Origin of the sequence: Aeromonas genomosp. paramedia (genome assembly GCF_023093515.1) — a bacterium.
In the GTDB taxonomy this organism is placed as follows: Bacteria; Pseudomonadota; Gammaproteobacteria; order Enterobacterales; family Aeromonadaceae; genus Aeromonas.
On record NZ_JAAROG010000039.1, the window covers coordinates 1 to 2,858 of the forward strand.

The window sequence follows — 2,858 nt, forward strand, 5'->3', positions numbered from 1 at the left end:
GTGCCGGTTTCACCGACACTTCTTGGGGTTGTATGGTTAAGTGACTAAGCGTACATGGTGGATGCCTTGGCAGTCAGAGGCGATGAAGGACGTACTAACCTGCGATAAGCTGTGAGAAGTCGGTAAGAGACGCTATTACTCACAGATTTCCGAATGGGGAAACCCACTTAGCATAAGCTAGGTATCGTTGCATGAATACATAGTGCAACGAGGCGAACCGGGAGAACTGAAACATCTAAGTACCCCGAGGAAAAGAAATCAACCGAGATTCCCTCAGTAGCGGCGAGCGAACGGGGATTAGCCCTTAAGCATCTTGGAAGTTAGTGGAACGGTCCTGGAAAGGCCGGCGATACAGGGTGATAGCCCCGTACACGAAAACAACCTTGATGTGAAATCGAGTAGGGCGGGACACGTGACATCCTGTCTGAATATGGGGGGACCATCCTCCAAGGCTAAATACTCCTGACTGACCGATAGTGAACCAGTACCGTGAGGGAAAGGCGAAAAGAACCCCTGTGAGGGGAGTGAAATAGAACCTGAAACCGTGTACGTACAAGCAGTGGGAGCCCTTCGGGGTGACTGCGTACCTTTTGTATAATGGGTCAGCGACTTACATTTTGTAGCGAGGTTAACCGTATAGGGGAGCCGTAGGGAAACCGAGTCTTAACTGGGCGTCTAGTTGCAAGGTGTAGACCCGAAACCGGGTGATCTAGCCATGGGCAGGTTGAAGGTTGAGTAACATCAACTGGAGGACCGAACCCACTAACGTTGCAAAGTTAGGGGATGACCTGTGGCTGGGGGTGAAAGGCCAATCAAACTCGGAGATAGCTGGTTCTCCCCGAAAGCTATTTAGGTAGCGCCTCGGACGAATACTACTGGGGGTAGAGCACTGTTTGGGCTAGGGGGTCATCCCGACTTACCAACCCCATGCAAACTCCGAATACCAGTAAGTAATATCCGGGAGACACACGGCGGGTGCTAACGTCCGTCGTGAAGAGGGAAACAACCCAGACCGCCGGCTAAGGTCCCAAAGTTCTGGTTAAGTGGGAAACGATGTGGGAAGGCTCAGACAGCTAGGATGTTGGCTTAGAAGCAGCCATCATTTAAAGAAAGCGTAATAGCTCACTAGTCGAGTCGGCCTGCGCGGAAGATGTAACGGGGCTCAAACCAGGCACCGAAGCCGCGGATTCACACTATGTGTGAGTGGTAGGGGAGCGTTCTGTAAGTCTGCGAAGGTGTGTCGAGAGGCATGCTGGAGATATCAGAAGTGCGAATGCTGACGTAAGTAACGATAAAGGGGGTGAAAAGCCTCCTCGCCGGAAGACCAAGGGTTCCTGTCCAACGTTAATCGGGGCAGGGTGAGTCGACCCCTAAGGTGAGGCCGAAAGGCGTAATCGATGGGAAGCAGGTTAATATTCCTGCACGACTTGTAATTGCGATGGGGGGACGGAGAAGGCTAGGTGGGCCAGGCGACGGTTGTCCTGGTGAAAGTGCGTAGGTGGTGTTTCTAGGCAAATCCGGAGACACAACACTGAGACACGAGACGAAGCCACTACGGTGGTGAAGCCATTGATGCCCTGCTTCCAGGAAAAGCCTCTAAGCTTCAGATTACAAGTCATCGTACCCCAAACCGACACAGGTGGTCGGGTAGAGAATACCAAGGCGCTTGAGAGAACTCGGGTGAAGGAACTAGGCAAAATAGAACCGTAACTTCGGGAGAAGGTTCGCTCTTGACAGTGAAGTCCCTTGCGGATGGAGCAGTTGGGAGTCGCAGTGACCAGATGGCTGGGACTGTTTATCAAAAACACAGCACTCTGCAAACACGAAAGTGGACGTATAGGGTGTGACACCTGCCCGGTGCCGGAAGGTTAATTGATGGGGTTAGCGCAAGCGAAGCTCTTGATCGAAGCCCCGGTAAACGGCGGCCGTAACTATAACGGTCCTAAGGTAGCGAAATTCCTTGTCGGGTAAGTTCCGACCTGCACGAATGGTGTAACCATGGCCATGCTGTCTCCACCCGAGACTCAGTGAAATCGAATTCGCCGTGAAGATGCGGTGTACCCGCGGCTAGACGGAAAGACCCCGTGAACCTTTACTACAGCTTGGCACTGAACATTGAACCTACATGTGTAGGATAGGTGGGAGGCTTTGAAGGCGTGACGCCAGTTGCGCTGGAGCCGTCCTTGAAATACCACCCTTGTATGTTTGATGTTCTAACGCAGGGCCCTGAATCGGGCTCGCGGACAGTGCCTGGTGGGTAGTTTGACTGGGGCGGTCTCCTCCCAAAGAGTAACGGAGGAGCACGAAGGTTGGCTAATCCTGGTCGGACATCAGGAGGTTAGTGCAATGGCATAAGCCAGCTTAACTGCGAGACGGACAGGTCGAGCAGGTACGAAAGTAGGTCATAGTGATCCGGTGGTTCTGAATGGAAGGGCCATCGCTCAACGGATAAAAGGTACTCCGGGGATAACAGGCTGATACCGCCCAAGAGTTCATATCGACGGCGGTGTTTGGCACCTCGATGTCGGCTCATCACATCCTGGGGCTGAAGTCGGTCCCAAGGGTATGGCTGTTCGCCATTTAAAGTGGTACGCGAGCTGGGTTCAGAACGTCGTGAGACAGTTCGGTCCCTATCTGCCGTGGGCGTTGGATGATTGAAGGGAGTTGCTCCTAGTACGAGAGGACCGGAGTGAACGAACCTCTGGTGTTCGGGTTGTCACGCCAGTGGCACTGCCCGGTAGCTAAGTTCGGAATCGATAACCGCTGAAAGCATCTAAGCGGGAAGCGAGCCCTGAGATGAGTCATCCCTGACCCCTTGAGGGTCCTAAAGGGCCGTTGGAGACCACAACGTTGATAGG

1 rRNA gene is annotated in these 2,858 nt (G+C 53.3%); it reads left to right on the forward strand.

The features are described from left to right. Positions 1–34 precede the first annotated feature (34 nt). A 23S ribosomal RNA gene (locus HB860_RS21930) occupies positions 35–2,858 on the forward strand; the annotation flags it as partial.